The sequence below is a fragment of the Nitrosospira sp. Nsp18 genome (assembly GCF_900103145.1).
Classification (GTDB): Bacteria; Pseudomonadota; Gammaproteobacteria; order Burkholderiales; family Nitrosomonadaceae; genus Nitrosospira.
On sequence record NZ_FMWY01000023.1, the window covers coordinates 25,265 to 40,393 of the forward strand.

General features: G+C 52.5%; 10 protein-coding genes. 8 read left to right on the forward strand and 2 right to left on the reverse strand.

Going from position 1 to position 15,129, the window contains the following annotated elements:
* Positions 1-20: 20 nt before the first annotated feature.
* From zwf to lpdA, 8 genes are all read left to right on the forward strand, one after another.
* On the forward strand, positions 21-1,535 hold the full coding sequence (gene zwf, locus BLS94_RS10625) for a glucose-6-phosphate dehydrogenase (RefSeq protein WP_072767882.1): 1,515 nt from the start codon (positions 21-23) through the stop codon (positions 1,533-1,535).
* 79 nt (positions 1,536-1,614) lie between these two features.
* Positions 1,615-4,098 (forward strand): glycogen/starch/alpha-glucan phosphorylase, encoded by a 2,484-nt coding sequence (locus BLS94_RS10630; protein WP_090960735.1) that lies wholly within the window; start codon positions 1,615-1,617, stop codon positions 4,096-4,098.
* Between the two features lie 157 nt (positions 4,099-4,255).
* Positions 4,256-4,951: a succinate dehydrogenase iron-sulfur subunit gene (locus tag BLS94_RS10635; RefSeq protein ID WP_090960738.1), complete on the forward strand. Its 696-nt coding sequence runs from the start codon at positions 4,256-4,258 to the stop codon at positions 4,949-4,951.
* The gene (locus BLS94_RS10640; protein ID WP_072767879.1) at positions 4,948-5,181 is read left to right on the forward strand and encodes an FAD assembly factor SdhE; all 234 of its coding nucleotides are present in this window, start codon (positions 4,948-4,950) and stop codon (positions 5,179-5,181) included. The genes BLS94_RS10635 and BLS94_RS10640 overlap by 4 nt, the downstream gene beginning before the upstream one ends.
* Before the next feature lie 201 nt (positions 5,182-5,382).
* A complete protein-coding gene (gene gltA / locus BLS94_RS10645) occupies positions 5,383-6,684 on the forward strand; it encodes a citrate synthase (RefSeq protein WP_072767878.1) in 1,302 nt (433 codons plus the stop codon).
* A gap of 31 nt (positions 6,685-6,715) precedes the next feature.
* Positions 6,716-9,583, forward strand: coding sequence for a 2-oxoglutarate dehydrogenase E1 component (locus tag BLS94_RS10650; RefSeq protein WP_090960741.1), 2,868 nt, complete (start codon positions 6,716-6,718; stop codon positions 9,581-9,583).
* A gap of 15 nt (positions 9,584-9,598) precedes the next feature.
* Positions 9,599-10,909 (forward strand): 2-oxoglutarate dehydrogenase complex dihydrolipoyllysine-residue succinyltransferase, encoded by a 1,311-nt coding sequence (gene odhB / locus BLS94_RS10655; protein ID WP_090960743.1) that lies wholly within the window; start codon positions 9,599-9,601, stop codon positions 10,907-10,909.
* Between the two features lie 72 nt (positions 10,910-10,981).
* Positions 10,982-12,442 carry a dihydrolipoyl dehydrogenase gene (gene lpdA / locus BLS94_RS10660; RefSeq protein ID WP_090960746.1) on the forward strand — a complete coding sequence of 487 codons (1,461 nt, stop codon included), beginning with the start codon at positions 10,982-10,984 and terminating at the stop codon, positions 12,440-12,442.
* Between the two features lie 105 nt (positions 12,443-12,547).
* On the opposite strand, the gene BLS94_RS10665 is transcribed toward lpdA, so the two are convergent.
* Together BLS94_RS10665 and BLS94_RS10675 are read right to left on the reverse strand one after the other, a co-directional pair.
* Positions 12,548-13,057, reverse strand: a complete 510-nt coding sequence (locus tag BLS94_RS10665; RefSeq protein WP_090960750.1) for a hypothetical protein — start codon at positions 13,055-13,057, stop codon at positions 12,548-12,550.
* A gap of 502 nt (positions 13,058-13,559) precedes the next feature.
* A complete protein-coding gene (locus tag BLS94_RS10675; protein WP_256325393.1) occupies positions 13,560-14,585 on the reverse strand; it encodes a DUF6733 family protein in 1,026 nt (341 codons plus the stop codon).
* Between the last annotated feature and the right edge of the window lie 544 nt (positions 14,586-15,129).

Consider the following 15,129-nt stretch of genomic DNA (forward strand, 5'->3'; position numbering starts at 1 on the left):
AAACAAGAGGGAATAACAGAATGAAAACTATTGAACCTTGCGTCTTGGTGATCTTCGGAGCGAGCGGGAACCTGTCGCGGCTCAAATTGATTCCTGCGCTGTTTCGACTGGACGTAGCCGGGCGTTTGCCGGAAAAAATGGCGATACTGGGTTGTAGCCTTGAACCATGGAGCAATGGTCAGTGGATCGCGGAGGTATCGAAGATGCTTCGGTCCAAATTTGCTGATGGCATTGATGAGCAGGCCTTCGAGCGTTTTAGTGCCCGCTTGCATTACCATGCCAACCCCCCGGGCAACGGCGATGCTTATCTCAGATTAAAGCAAGTATTGGAAGAAACCCCCGGCTTTCCACCTAACACCGTGTTTTACATGGCCGTTCGACCTTCGGCTTTTCCGGCGATTATCGACAAGCTCGGCGTGATAGGGTTGCTTAATCAACAGAGGGGCTGGTGCCGCGTGGTAATTGAAAAACCTTTCGGCTATGACTTGCTGAGTGCACAGACTTTGCAGGGAAGCCTGTACCGGCATTTGAATGAACCGCAAATTTATCGCATCGACCACTACCTGGGCAAGGGTACGGTGCAAAACGTAATAGTATTTCGCTTCGCTAACATATTGCTGGAGCCGATATGGAACAATCATTATATTGACCATGTGCAAATTACGCATTCGGAAACCCAGGGCATTGCCGGGCGCGCCGACTATTACGAGGGTGCCGGGGCGCTGCGCGACATGATCCAGAGCCATCTGATGCAGTTGCTCGCCCTGGTGGCGATGGAACCACCGGTAACTTTGGCTGCGGAACACCTGCGGGACGAAAAAGTAAAAGTGCTGCAAGCAATACGGCCGATCACGCAAAATTCGGTACACGCCCATGCCTTTCGCGGCCAATATACCAACGGCATTATTGATGGCAAGCCCGTTCCCGCCTATGTGGACGAACCCGGCGTGGCGCCGGACAGCGCCACGGAAACTTATGCGGCACTGAAGCTGTTCATCGACAATTGGCGTTGGGCTGGCGTGCCGTTTTATCTGCGTACCGGCAAACGCATGGCGGAAAACAGTTCCGCAATTTGTATCCGCTTCAAGAGGCCGCCTCAGGATTTACTGCGTCGAATGCACCAGGAGCATCACGAGTCATCACGCCCAAATTGGATCATGCTGGGAATTCAGCCCAATGACTCCTTGAAAATGGAACTTCAGGTCAAAGTGCCAGGATTTGATCTGACGACTCGCACCATCAGCCTGGATGCCACATACCGCAAGGAAAGCGAACAGGAACATGACGCCTACGAGGGCTTGCTGCTGGACGTGATGCAGGGCGATCATTCATTATTTCTTCGTATTGATGAGGTGGAATGGGCTTGGCGCGCAGTCGATCCCATTATCAAGGTATGGGCGATGGAGCGCGATTTCATCAACGGTTATCATGCCGGCAGTTGGGGGCCACGAGGTACCTATCGCCTATTTGATAGTGATGATCAGTTTTGGCGCCATTCCCTGGACCCCGAAGGCGCTGATTTGCAAGCTTATTGATGCTGCTGTAACTGTTTTATGAGAGCAGTATCTTCTAATGGACATCTTTGTATTTATCGTAAATCCAACAGGATAAATCATGAATAATCCCTTAAAGCTTTCCATTTTTGACCATGAAAAAGTTGGTTTCGACACGGATTCGATCAAACACTCTCTTTCCAACGGCCTGACCTATTCGGTAGGCAAAGACACCATTACCGCTACCAATCGCGACAGATTCTTTGCTGCGGCCTATATGGTGCGCAACCGCCTGATCGACCGCTGGATGGAGACCATGCGCAGCTATTACATCAATGACGCCAAGCGTGTCTATTACTTTTCCCTGGAGTTCCTGATGGGGCGCACCCTGATGAATAGCGTACATAATCTCGGTTTTGATCAGCAATTCCGGGAGGCGTGCAATGATTTGGGGATCGACTTGGACAAAGTACGTGAAATAGAGCCGGATGCCGCGTTGGGAAATGGCGGCCTGGGACGTCTCGCTGCCTGCTTCCTCGATTCCATGGCGACACTCAGCCTCCCGGGTTACGGCTATGGCATTCGCTACGAATACGGCATGTTTGCCCAGCGTATCGAAGACGGCAGGCAGGTGGAGCATCCGGATAACTGGTTACGCTACGGCAACCCCTGGGAGTTCCCCCGCGCCGAGGTGTTGCATCAGGTCAAATTTCACGGTCGTGTGGTTCAATATGAAGATGAGAATGGTGTAGCGCGCTATCACTGGATCGATACCGATGACGTAATGGCGATGGCATTTGATACCCCTATCCCCGGCTATGGCACCCACACTGTCAACAACATGCGTTTATGGGCTGCGAAAGCCACGCGCGATTTCGAATTACGCTACTTCAACGAGGGCAATTATGTCAAAGCGGTGGAGGATAAGAACGATTCCGAAAACTTGTCCAAAGTACTCTATCCCGACGATACCACGGCAATGGGGCGCGAACTGCGCCTGAAACAGCAATACTTCTTCGTATGCGCTTCACTGCATGACATCCTCTATCGCTATAACAAGTACCAGACCAATTTCGATGCCCTTCCGGATAAAGTCGCGATCCAGCTGAATGATACGCATCCCGCCATCGCCATTCCGGAGCTGATGCGCATATTGGTGGATTTGCACCGTCTCGACTGGGACAAAGCGTGGGATATCACGATCCGCACTTTCGCCTATACCAACCATACGCTGATGCCCGAGGCACTCGAAACGTGGGCGGTCACCCTGTTCGAGAATGTCCTGCCGCGCCATATGCAAATCATCTACGAAATCAATCGCCGCTTTCTGAAAGATGTGATGCACCGATATCCTGGCGATACCGAAATACTGCGTCGCATGTCCATCATTGATGAGGAAGGAGGCAGGCGGGTCCGCATGGCACATCTTGCCATTATAGGTAGCCATAAAGTGAACGGGGTAGCACAAATTCATACCGAACTGATGAAGCAGACCATATTTGCGGATTTCGACAGGTTTTTTCCCGGCAAGATCATCAATATCACCAACGGTATTACGCCGCGCCGCTGGCTGAATCAGGCTAATCGACGCTTGGCTGAACTTATTACTTCACGCATCGGCGCTGGCTGGGTCAAGAACTTGAGTCAGTTGAAAAATCTGATTCCGCTTGCCGATGAGGCTTCTTTCCGCGAGGAGTTCGCTGCCGTGAAGCGCGCGGACAAGGAGCGATTCGTCACTATGCTGAAGCAAAAGCACAACATTGATGTCAGCGCAGATTCGCTGTTCGACGTCCAGATCAAACGTATTCATGAATATAAGCGGCAACTTCTCAACGTGCTGCATATTGTCACACTATATAACCGCCTTCGTGAGGATCCAGATGCCCACTATGTCCCGCGTACCGTAATTTTTGGTGGCAAGGCGGCGCCCGGCTACGCCACGGCCAAGCTCATAATCAAGCTTATCAACGACATCGCGGATATCGTCAATAATGATCCAAAGGTAGCCGGCCGTCTGAAAGTGGTATTCATACCCAATTACGATGTATCGACCGCGGAAGAAATGATTCCGGCGGCAGACCTTTCCGAGCAGATTTCAACAGCAGGTACAGAGGCTTCCGGTACCGGGAACATGAAGCTGGCATTGAATGGCGCACTCACCATCGGCACCCTGGATGGCGCAAATATCGAAATCCGCAACGAAGTCGGGGAGGACAACATATTCATATTTGGCCTCACGGCGGCGGAGGTCGCCGAGGCGAAAGTAAAGGGTTATCGTCCGTGGGATTTTTATCACGATAACGCGGAATTGCGGAGGGCGCTGGATATGATCGCTTCGGGCTTTTTTTCCATAAGTGAGCCGGGCCGCTTTAAACCTATTGTAGATTCTCTCTTGCAGGGCGGCGACAAGTACATGCTGTTGGCGGATTATGCCTCTTACATCGCTTGCCAGGAAAAGGTTGCGATCGCATACCAGAATCAGGACGAGTGGATACGAAAGGCAATTCTGAATATTGCCAACATGGGTAAATTTTCCAGTGACCATACCATCATGCAATATGCCAGCAAGATTTGGGATGCAAAACAGGTCATTCCTGTCGAGTAAAGATTGACCGGCCAGTCTCAAATGTCTTTCCGGCTGGTCGGTTGTTTGCGTTTTTCTATCACGGGTGCTTGATGAGGAAACGTCTATGTGTTATCCCTTGCGTATCGCAAGAGTAGCGTCCGATATCTTCTTACATCCGCTGAAAGGTTAACAGACTATGAAATTCTCCATTTTTCGCTTCGATCCCGACAAGGACGAAAAACCTTATATGCAGGACTATGACATCGCGCTGGAACCGGCGGACAGGATGCTGCTGGACGCGCTCATCCGAATAAAAACCGTGGATGACAGCTTGAGCCTGCGGCGTTCCTGCCGTGAAGGGGTATGCGGATCGGATGGAATGAATATCAACGGACGCAACGGATTGGCGTGCATTACTCCAGTAGCCGGGTTGAAAGAGCCCGTGGAACTGCGGCCATTGCCCGGGCTTCCCGTGATACGCGACCTGATCGTGGATATGACGCAATTTTTCCAGCAATATCATTCGATCAAGCCTTACCTCATCAACAATGACCCCCCCCCGGAAACCGAGCGGTTGCAATCGCCTGAAGACCGGGCAAAGCTGGATGGACTATACGAATGCATACTCTGCGCATGCTGCTCCACTGCATGTCCTTCATTCTGGTGGAATCCTGATAAATTCGTGGGCCCAGCCGGACTGTTGCAGGCATATCGCTTTCTCGCCGACAGCCGCGACCAGGCCACAGCCGAGCGCCTGGATTATCTGGAAGACCCCTACCGCCTGTTCCGCTGCCATTCCATCATGAACTGCGTCGATGTATGCCCCAAGGAATTGAATCCCACCAGCGCCATCGGACGGATCAAAGATATGATGGTTAAAAGAACGGTATGAGGAAACTGGAGCGTGCCCGATGGCGTTGCCGTCGTGGCCTGCTGGAACTGGATATCGTGCTGCAACGGTTTATGGATGCGTATTACGTTAAACTGGATGAAGCCGAGCTCCGGCAATTTGAAATATTGCTGGATCTTCCTGATAATGACTTGTGGGATATGATCGCGCTAAAAAAAGAAGCGGAGGATATGAGACTGCAACCCGTATTGCATCTCTTGCGGACTATTTAATCTAAATCCGGCAGTTGATCGCTTATTTTTCAGTTTAGCGTTATGATCCATAACGACTTTTTTTATCACTTGGCCTTCACCTTTCTGGTGAGTTGGCTACGGGGTGGATTGAACACACTCCACCCTGCCCAACCACCGGATTTAGGTTTAATTGCATCATCGCGGCTTTTTTTGCTGGAAAGAAAATAAGGGGGGAACGACATGGAGCAAAAACATATAGCGACTCTCAATCTGGATAACGGCAATCATCCGGCTGAATTTCCTATCATGGCCGGCAGTATGGGCCCGGATGTGGTGGACATTCGTACTCTGCATGCCAAGAGCGGGGTATTCACCTACGACCCCGGCTTCCTGTCCACCGCCAGTTGCAGTTCCAAAATAACTTTCATTGATGGCGATAAGGGCATTCTGCTTTATCGGGGCTACCCGATCGAGCAATTGGCCAAGCGATGTGATTTCATGGAAGTGTGCCATTTGCTGATGAATGGAGAACTGCCGACCAGAAGTCAGAAGTCCGCGTTCGTCAAGACCATCAAAGATCATACGATGGTGCATGAGCAACTCGCGCGCTTTTTTACCGGTTTTCGCCGTGATGCCCATCCCATGGCGGTGATGGTCGGAGTAGTCGGCGCATTGTCGGCGTTTTATCATGACGCAATGGATATTTCCGATGCCAACCACCGTGAACTGTCGGCCTTCCGGCTGGTAGCAAAGCTACCTACCATTACGGCAATGACCTATAAATATAATATCGGCCAGCCTTTCGTATATCCGCGCAACGATCTTAGCTATGCGGAAAACTTCATGCACATGATGTTCGCCACGCCCGCCGAGGAATATAAGCCCAACCCGGTGCTTGCGCGAGCGCTGGATCGTATTTTGATCCTGCATGCCGATCACGAGCAGAACGCTTCCACTTCCACCGTGCGGCTCGCCGGCTCCAGCGGCGCCAATCCATTTGCCTGCATCTCCGCCGGTATCGCCTGCTTATGGGGACCTGCACATGGTGGAGCAAACGAAGCCTGCCTGAACATGCTGGAGGAAATTGGGGACGACTCGCGCATCGGCGAGTACATCGAGCGCGCTAAAGACAAAAATGACAGTTTCAGGCTGGTGGGCTTCGGCCACCGTGTATACAAAAATTTTGATCCCCGCGCCAAGCTGATGCGCGAAACCTGCCATGAAGTGCTGAGCGAACTGGGGCTGCACGACGATCGTTTGTTCAAGCTGGCGCTGAAACTGGAGAAAATTGCGCTTGAGGACGAATATTTCATCTCCAAGAAACTTTATCCCAATGTTGATTTTTACTCCGGCATTGTGCAGCGTGCTTTGGGAATTCCAGTCTCCATGTTCACTGCCATTTTTACCATGGCACGCACGGTAGGCTGGATTGCCCAGTGGAACGAAATGATTTCCGATCCGGACTATAAAATAGGGCGACCACGTCAGCTCTATACTGGGGCCACCACACGAGATGTAGTCTCGATTGCGTTACGCAAGTAGTCTCGCTCTGCCAGCCAGGAGATCTCCAGCCATGATGAAGCAACTGTTTGAGGATTCCTTGCTGTTTGGTACCAATGCGTCCTTCATTGAAGGGCTTTATGAAAAGTACCTGCACAATCCGGAATCGGTTCCGCCGGAATGGCACGAATACTTCGACAAACTGCGGCAGGCAGAACGAACGGCCGGATCGGCTGGACAGGTTTCTCAAAATGTTCCGTACTCATCGGAAGTCGAATCGTTCAGCCGACCCCCGGCAGCGCCCTGGCGCCTCAGCGGACATAGCCCCGATCAGGAACTTCTACAGGACGATTACGACCTTGAAACGGAACGCAAACAGATAGCGGTTTTACAAATCATCAACGCATACCGTTTCCTGGGCGTGCGCCATGCTGACCTCGACCCCCTCAAACATCAGGAAAAGCCGCATATTCCCGAACTTGAACCCACCTATTACGGGCTGACAGAGGCGGACATGAGTACGGTTTTTGGCACCGGCTCATTGATCGGTCCGCCGCGCGCATCGTTGGCGGACATTCTGCGCATACTGCGGGAAACCTACTGTGGCAGTATCGGCGTCGAGTATATGTACATTACCGATACCGAGCAAAAACGGTGGATACAGAATCGTATCGAAGGTTCGCGCGCACAATCCCGGTTTTCCCCTGAATACAAACGCCATATCCTGGAACGCCTCAATGCGGCAGAAGGATTGGAAAAGTATCTGCACACACGCTATGTCGGACAGAAGCGCTTTTCTGGCGAAGGCGGCGAAAGCCTGATTCCGCTATTGGATAACCTGCTGCAGCGCGCGGGCCAGATGGGCGTGCAGCAGGTTATCATTGGCATGGCCCATCGCGCACGGCTTAATGTCCTGGTCAACACACTGGGGAAGTTGCCGAGCGATCTGTTCCAGGAATTCGAAGGCAAATATGCGCAGGACCTGACTGAAGGAGACGTCAAATATCATCAGGGTTTTTCTTCCGCGGTATCCACTCCGGGCGGTACGATGCGCCTGACGCTGGCATTCAACCCATCACATCTGGAAATTGTAGACCCGGTAGTGCAAGGCTCGGTGCGCGCCCGTCAGCAGCGTCTGCGAGACAGGCAGGGCGATCTGGCGCTGCCTGTGCTTCTGCATGGCGACGCAGCATACTCGGCTCAGGGCGTGGTGATGGAAACCCTGAATCTGTCGCAAACGCGCGGCTACGGTACCGGTGGTACGATACACGTCATTATCAATAACCAGATCGGTTTCACAACTTCTGATCCACGTGATACGCGCTCTACACTTTATTGCACTGATGTGTCGAAAATGATCGAAGCGCCGATTCTCCATGTCAACGGGGATGACCCTGAGGCAGTCGTCATGGCGGCTGAGATTGCGCTTGATTTTCGGATGAAGTTTCATAAGGATGTGGTCGTGGACATGGTTTGTTTCCGCACCCTCGGCCACAATGAGCAGGACGAACCCATGGTGACTCAACCGCTGATGTACAAGATTATCGGCCGCCATCCCGGCACCCGCAAGCTCTATGCCGATAAACTGGAAGCCGAAGGCGTCATCGGCGCCGGCCAGGCCGAGCTGATGGTAAAAGCCTATCGGGATGACATGGATGGAGGCCGCAATCCCAACAAAACCATTCTTTATGGCTATAAATCTTCGAACGCGGTGGACTGGACACCCTTCCTGAAGAATAACAAGTGGGACATGAAGGTGCAGACCGGGCTGCCGATAGCGGAATTAAAAAATCTGGCCACGCGATTAACGGATGTTCCCTCCAAGTTCAAGTTACATGCACGGGTGGAAAAGGTCATCGCCGACCGCCGCTTGATGGGCGAAGGAAAATTACCCCTGGATTGGGGAATGGCTGAAACCCTTGCTTATGCGGCGCTTCTGAAAGATGGATATGCCGTACGCATTTCCGGACAAGATTCGGGACGTGGAACTTTTTTTCACCGCCATGCTGTGCTGCATGACCAGAACCGGGCGCGATGGAACGAGGGAACGTACGTTCCCCTTCGCCATATTGCTCCCGAGCAACCTGGTTTCGTTATCATCGATTCTGTACTCTCGGAAGAAGCCGTGCTGGGCTTCGAGTACGGCTATACAACCGCGGAACCAAATGAACTGGTAGTATGGGAGGCGCAGTTTGGCGATTTTGCAAACGGTGCGCAGGTTGTAATAGACCAGTTCATCGCCTCCGGCGAAGCCAAATGGGGCCGTCTATGCGGCCTGGTGATGATGCTGCCGCACGGCTATGAAGGGCAAGGGCCCGAGCACTCCTCCGCACGGCTGGAGCGTTTTCTGCAACTCTGCGCCGAATACAATATTCAAGTGTGCGTTCCATCCACCGCCGCACAGATGTTTCACATGCTTCGGCGGCAAATGATCCGGCCGTTGCGCAAGCCGCTTATCATCATGAGTCCTAAAAGCCTGTTGCGGCATAAGGAGTCCTTCTCAAGTCTCGAAGATCTGGCCAATGGCAGTTTCCGGAACGTGATTCCGGAGATGGACAAGCTCGATCCCCAAAATGTACGGCGCGTCATCGCTTGCTGCGGCAAGATATATTACGAACTGCTGGCTTATCGCCGGGAACACGAAATCAAGGATATCGCAATTGTTCGTATCGAGCAGTTGTACCCTTTTCCACATGATGATTTCCAGATTGAGGTTGACCGCTATTCTCAAGCTAAAGATATACTCTGGTGTCAGGAGGAGCCCGGCAACCAGGGTGCCTGGCACCGTATTCAGCACTATCTGCTGCGGCACAAGCGTCCCGACCAAAGTTTAGGCTATGCGTTGCGGCCGTCGTCAGCCTCCCCGGCAGTAGGGTATCTGGCGAAACACAAATTTCAGCAGAACGAATTGATAGTGGCAGCGTTTCGCGAAAAAATTTAAGCCAAAGGAATAACCATGCTCGTCGATGTCAAAGTTCCGGTTTTATCCGAATCCGTGGCGGAAGCCACATTGCTTTCCTGGCATAAAAAAGAAGGCGAACATGTTGATAGAGATGAGAATCTGATTGATGTCGAAACAGATAAAGTCGTGATGGAGTTGCCGGCGCCGGCCGCTGGCGTATTGGCCAAAATCGTCAAGGGCGACGGGACGATAGTAGCAGGCGGCGAGATCATCGCCACCATAGACACCGAGGCGGTTCCAGCTGAAACCAAAGCGGCTCCAGATGCGGCGGCGGGGTCTGCTCCCTCAGGCGTGACGTCCGCTCCCGAGGCCACCTCCGCTGTTGCGGCAGCCCCGGCGATGATGCCGGCCGCGCAACATTTGGCGGCGCAGGCAAATCTTGATGTGGGTGAAATCAGCTCGATTAAAGGTAGCGGACGCGATGGCCGAATTACGAGAGAGGATGTGGCGGCCCATGTGGAAAAGAAACCTTCGCCCTCTGGCGCGCCGTCTCCCTCGCCGTCACCGGCAGGCCCCGCACCTTCGGCAACTCCTGCACCTGCACCTGCACCTTTAACCACGACTACGGCACCGACCGCAACAGCCGCGCCCGCGCTTGCGGGTGACAGACCCGAACAACGGATGGCGATGTCCCGGCTGCGGGCGCGTATCGCCGAGCGACTCGTGCAGTCGCAGTCCACCGCCGCGATACTCACCACGTTCAACGAAGTGAACATGCAAGCGATAATGGACTTGCGCGCCCGCTACAAGACGAGTTTTGAAAAAGAGCACGGCATCAAGCTTGGCCTCATGTCGTTTTTTGTCAAAGCGGCGGTGGCGGCGCTGAAAAAATTTCCTGTCGTCAATGCATCCGTGGATGGAAATGACATCGTCTATCACGGCTATTACGACATAGGCATCGCGGTAAGCAGTCCGCGCGGGCTAGTGGTTCCCATCATTCGAAATGCGGACGCTTTGTCACAGGCGGGGATTGAAAGGCAGATCGCAGACTTCGGCAAGCGCGCCCTCGATGGCAAATTAACGATGGAAGAGCTGACGGGCGGCACCTTCTCCATCACCAATGGCGGCATATTCGGCTCGATGCTTTCAACACCCATTATCAATCCCCCCCAGAGCGCGATTCTGGGGATTCATGCCACGAAGGAGCGGCCAGTAGCCGAGAATGGGCAGGTGGTGGTTCGTCCGATGTGTTATCTCGCGCTTTCCTACGACCACCGCATCATCGACGGACGTGAAGCGGTACTCTCTTTAGTGGCGATGAAAGAGGCTTTGGAATATCCCATGAGCCCGTTACTGGAAGCCTGAGACGCCAGGCAAGCCGCGATTTCATAAGCGCTACGCATTCCTCCTGTATCCTGTTTTTTTATAAGTGAAAATATGTCCCAACTTTTTGACGTGGCAGTAATCGGCGCGGGCCCTGGCGGCTACGTCGCGGCAATCCGTTGCGCCCAGTTAGGGCTCAATACCGTATGTATAGATGAGTGGAAAAATCCGCAGGGCAAGCCCAGCCTTGGTGGAACCTGCCTGAATGTGGGCTGCATCCCATCGAAGGCGCTCCTTGAATCATCGGAAAATTATGAACGTGCCGCCCATAAATTCTCTGCTCATGGAATCAGGATCGAGGGTTTGTCGGTGGACATCCCGGTAATGATGTCTCGCAAGGACAAGATTGTCGCAGGCTTCACCGGCGGCGTGGCCATGCTGCTCAAAAAAAATAAAGTCGCGTCAATGCACGGGCATGGCACGTTGCTCAAGGGCGGCAAAGACGCTAGTGGCAACCATAGTCTTTGGCAGATCGAGGTGAAGAATGGGGACCAGACGGAGGCCATCGAGGCAAAACACGTCATCATCGCCACGGGTTCAACACCGCGCACACTGCCGTTCGCACCCGTGGACAATGAGCGAGTACTGGATAACACTGGTGCACTGGCGATGAAAGAAGCGCCGGGGCGACTGGGCGTCATCGGCGGGGGCGTGATTGGCCTGGAAATGGGCAGTCTATGGCGGAGGCTCGGTTCGGAAGTCACTATTCTTGAAGCGCTGCCCGGGTTTCTTATGGCCGCCGACGAGCAAGTGGCGAAGGAGGCGCGAAAAATCTTCACCCGAGAATCAGGCCTGGTGATAAAAACAGGTATCAAGATAAGCGGGATCAAAACGGGTGAAAAAAGTATCACCGTTGAGTATGCAGACGCAGAGGACATACAGGGGATCTCACAAAAACTCGAAGTGGATAAACTGATTGTCGCGGTGGGACGCGTTCCCAATACGGCTGAATTGGGCGCGGAAAATATCGGGCTGAAGCTGGATAAGCGGGGTTATATTGAAGTAGACAGCAATTGCCGTACCAACCTCCCGAATATATATGCTGTGGGTGACGTGGTGCGCGGGCCCATGCTGGCGCATAAGGCTTCCGAGGAAGGTGTCGCGGTTGCCGAGACCATTGCGGGTCAGGCTGGACACGTGAATCTCGATACGGTCCCCTGGGTAATTTATACCTCACCGGAAATTGCCTGGGTGGGCAAAACCGAGCAGGAACTGAAAGCGGGAGGCGTTCAATATAAGGCGGGACAGTTCCCCTTCATGGCTAACGGTCGTGCACGCGCGCTCGGAGAGACAGGTGGCTTCGTCAAAGTACTGACTGACGCGAACACCGACCGCATCCTCGGCATCCACATGATCGGTCCCTACGTTTCAGAGATGATTGCCGAAGCGGTGGTCGCAATGGAATTCGCGGCCAGCAGTGAAGATATCGCGCGCATCGTTCATGCCCATCCCTCGCTTTCCGAAGTATTGCACGAGGCGGCGCTGAGCGTGGATAAACGCGCGATTCATATATAGGAAAGGAAGGAGCGTCCAGCTCCAACCGAGCTGTCGCTGCACTACCTTTCCGAAAGGCTTTACGCAACAATTGGGCAAGGCGCTCCAGCTACTCCCAACATCGCCTCAATCATAAGCTTTCATCCCGGGCTTAAACACTGAATGGGTATTGCCCAACTCCCGTGTTTGCCACCGCTCGGTCAGTTCCCGCATAGCCTTCCGCCGCTCAAGACGCTCCAACTCGGCCATGCGCTCGCGCACAGGCGCCTGCTCTAGCAGAATACGAGCCTCGACCTCGTTCTCTATGTTACTTACATACTCAGTAATGTCGTGAACACGTGGAACCAGCTTCAGTACTTCTATTTCCGCTGCGGACTTTATCTCGTTGCGCTCGGCGAGAAATCTGGACGACATCAGCCCGAAATCATGAAGCTTGGCCCGCAAGGGGTGAGCAGATCTCCAGCTGCCCATCTGACGCTCCGCCTTAATTACGTCCATTCTGGCCTGCCGCAATTGCTCTGATAAGGAATCGCGAGCCTGCCGGGCAGCCAATACCTCGTGGTCGCGCTCCACCAGATCGCATACGTCCGGCGGCCGTAATTCTGCCATCACGGCGCGCAACTCAGCGCTTGTCATACAATCCATCTTCTCCTGCATCTCAGTTCCCCGATTTGCCGTTCGGCCTCAAGACCGGTAATCTCGGCATGGACGTTAAAGAATGACCTGGCGCGCCAGGTCGACGATTGCACTTGGGCGACGCCAATTCGCTCACTTTTCCCACCCTTTTGCCCGCCATGGCCGGGCAATGCCTGTACCATCATCGGTATGACTACGCATACAATATTTGCGGAACAACACTTCTATTGTGTTTCAGCGCTCGCTTCAGAATACTGATGGGGGTCAATCCTGATGTAATAATCATATTCATCTGGAGTACAAGTCAAGGATCTTCATTCCTGTGCGCATATTCACTTTTAGTAGCCTGTCGGACTTAAAAGAAATCGGCTGCAAAAGCGTCTGGTCGGTTTGATATTTCGCTGCTTTTTGGACCAATAGAATAACTATTGGCCTTCAAATCCTCAAAATCTGCCCTCACCCAGTCACTTTTTCGCTGTGATTCTTTAAGTCCGACAGGCTGCTAGAAATGAACCTTGATGCTGGCTTGATAGAATTCCTTGGACACGTCTCCTTTGAGATCAGCGCCAGCCGAGAAGCGCAGGGCGAGATTCATAGGCAGCGCAAATTCGATATAGGGACCTATCCAGTTATAAACCGTCCCGGTATTTCCTTCTATCCTGTCTTTATGGAATCGCAGATGCTCCCAGTGAACGCCTACGGAACTGACCGGTATATTTTTGAAATTGAACAGCGCCGGTTTGACACCGAGGCTGATCCAGTTATGGATGAAATCCCTGGCCCGCTCATCGCGGATAGCCATATAGTAGGCAAGGTACGCCTGCCCAGTAAAATGGTCGTCATTATAGTTTATCGTCATACTGGGCACCACGCCTTCCCCAGCCCGGATACCCCTGCCGACGATTTTGCTGGATAGTAAGGCGCCGTTCAGCATGCCTATCTGGGGATTGATACTTAATGCATGGTTGAGAAAGTGAAAATTCAGACCCATGCCGACCTCAGTCCACAACCCGTTACCGCCAGCATCGACCTGGGTACCGTTCGGACCGGAAACCACCCGGCTGCGGCCGAAATTGGGACTCGTCCATAGCCAGCTATAAAAGGTGAAGTCGATATTGTCGAGGACTTCATATTCTGCATCGAGTATGGTTTGGAAACCAAAAAACGCATCCTGCTTCAAGGTCACGCCACCATGAAATTTTTTCCTGTCAAGGCCGTGACCTCCACCATCGGCATCCTGCCACCCTGCGCCCGCCACAGGTTTTTCCACGTTTGCAACCCTTGTTCCCACGGCTTCCGGCTTCTTCTTGAACTCGTTACCTGTTTGCGCGGGCGAAGCAGAAGACTGCACCGTCACGGTATCGTGTAATTTTTCCTTGCCGACACCGTGATCTGTGCTCGCGGTATTTCGGTCCCCTTGCCCCCCTTTACTCTCCAAACGCGCTTCCAACTCCAGGATCCTTGCTTCCAGGGTTTCGAGCCTCTTCTTAAGCTCGCCGTCTGTTTTCGCAAGTACGGCAGAAGACATACAGGCTGTCACAAGAAACAGAAAGAGACCGAAAAGTTTTTTAGTACCGCTTATCCAACTTCTATCAACGCTATTGTTTGTTCCAAACTTTAGTGGCATTTTTTATTTTCGCTTTTACTTTTTGTGGATTCTTACTTCAACCTTCGATTCCGCTTCCTCAGTATTTTGTGAAGTAAACGTGAAGTAAGTGTGAAGTAACTGTGAAGTAAGTGTGAATTTAATGTGAAGTACTTGTGAAGAAGATGTGAAGTATCAGGAATTAAGTGTGATTAAATTGTGAAGAAATTGTGAAGAAATTGTGAAGTCCACATTTTTTTTAAGGAATTAAGGCTTTTTTTCTCGTTTCGAAGTTTTAGCGGAACTTCAAAACGAAGGTTGGGTAATTCTTTATCCAGGAGTTATTGCGAGCAATTCAGCGACAGAATCCCTTTTCACCCATAGGTAAAGACTGTACAGGCCCAACCATGCCAAAGCATTGAAGAGCAAGTACCTAAAGCCCGGGGGACCACCATAGCGTGGCGCTACATGTATGGGTCGCACTCGG

Bases quoted from the DNA above. Each gene is read 5' to 3' on its own strand.
- BLS94_RS10650 (WP_090960741.1), top strand. From the start codon at position 6,716: ATGATGAAGCAACTGTTTGAGGATTCCTTGCTGTTTGGTACCAATGCG.
- BLS94_RS10665 (WP_090960750.1), bottom strand. From the start codon at position 13,057: ATGACAAGCGCTGAGTTGCGCGCCGTGATGGCAGAATTACGGCCGCCG.
- zwf (WP_072767882.1), top strand. From the start codon at position 21: ATGAAAACTATTGAACCTTGCGTCTTGGTGATCTTCGGAGCGAGCGGG.
- odhB (WP_090960743.1), top strand. From the start codon at position 9,599: ATGCTCGTCGATGTCAAAGTTCCGGTTTTATCCGAATCCGTGGCGGAA.
- BLS94_RS10635 (WP_090960738.1), top strand. From the start codon at position 4,256: ATGAAATTCTCCATTTTTCGCTTCGATCCCGACAAGGACGAAAAACCT.
- BLS94_RS10630 (WP_090960735.1), top strand. From the start codon at position 1,615: ATGAATAATCCCTTAAAGCTTTCCATTTTTGACCATGAAAAAGTTGGT.
- gltA (WP_072767878.1), top strand. From the start codon at position 5,383: ATGGAGCAAAAACATATAGCGACTCTCAATCTGGATAACGGCAATCAT.
- BLS94_RS10675 (WP_256325393.1), bottom strand. From the start codon at position 14,585: ATGTCTTCTGCCGTACTTGCGAAAACAGACGGCGAGCTTAAGAAGAGG.
- lpdA (WP_090960746.1), top strand. From the start codon at position 10,982: ATGTCCCAACTTTTTGACGTGGCAGTAATCGGCGCGGGCCCTGGCGGC.
- BLS94_RS10640 (WP_072767879.1), top strand. From the start codon at position 4,948: ATGAGGAAACTGGAGCGTGCCCGATGGCGTTGCCGTCGTGGCCTGCTG.